The 821-nt window shown below is 42.0% G+C and carries 1 protein-coding gene; it reads right to left on the bottom strand.

What is annotated here, in order from left to right; translation table 11 throughout:
* Positions 1 to 671, bottom strand: a 671-nt coding sequence (locus tag AB4496_RS29230) for an alginate lyase family protein (protein WP_372133623.1), incomplete at its 3' end; no start/stop codon positions are given.
* Between the last annotated feature and the right edge of the window lie 150 nt (positions 672 to 821).

Genomic DNA, 821 nt, shown 5'->3' with positions numbered 1-821 from the left:
TAGTAACCAGAAGGTGCAAACAATTGAGAAATTTGCGCTAGGAAACCGCCCGTATCGTTGCGGTCGATGCCGTAAACCGACATTTCAAGGTACTCACGCTTACCTAAAGCAAGACCACAAATACCGACTGCAGCTACTGCCCAAATACCGTGGTTGTGAATTCGGTCGAAGTCGTGTGCGTATTTAACCGTAAACATTTCTAGCATTGGTTCGAAAATGCGAGACTCAATGTTGTCACGTTGCTCTTGTGTCAGGGTTGAAGCAATACAAGAGTAAGCTAAGCTTGAGAACATTAACCAGCAGTGTTCGTTCAGGATTTGGTGGAACAAACGGCCTGTTGGGTTGGTATTTTTCTGTACGTGGTAATCAAACGTTAGATATTTGTCTGCGTATTCTTCTAGTAATTCTGTAACGAAGTCAGCGTACTTTTGCTCTTTAGTGATCAAGAACATGCGACCAGCTAAGTTCATGTACGTGTAATTTTGCTTATGGCGGTTATGCTCGTAACCACCCGCTTCTCCGTGACCAGGAACATCAATAGGTAAGCGCATGAACGCCTCTAGGTCTTTCGCGTTCGCAGCAATGGTTTTGCCCATTAAGCTCGAACGGCCCACTTCAAGGTGAAGTTGCTCTATTTCTGCTTCAGTCAACAATACTGGTTTAGTCGTCATATTCTTTGTCACCCTCAATAAAGAGTTTATCGGTTTAAACTTTGATTAAATTTTCAAACTCCACATAAAGTAATACAATATGAACTTTAATCATACCTATTCGTCATGGAATGATGAGCAGAATCACACAATTAACCATAAGCCATTGAT

Origin of the sequence: Vibrio sp. 10N.222.46.A1 (assembly GCF_041473595.1) — a bacterium.
Lineage (GTDB): Bacteria > Pseudomonadota > Gammaproteobacteria > Enterobacterales > Vibrionaceae > Vibrio > Vibrio tasmaniensis_A.
This window is presented reverse-complemented; position numbering and strand designations above follow the sequence as displayed.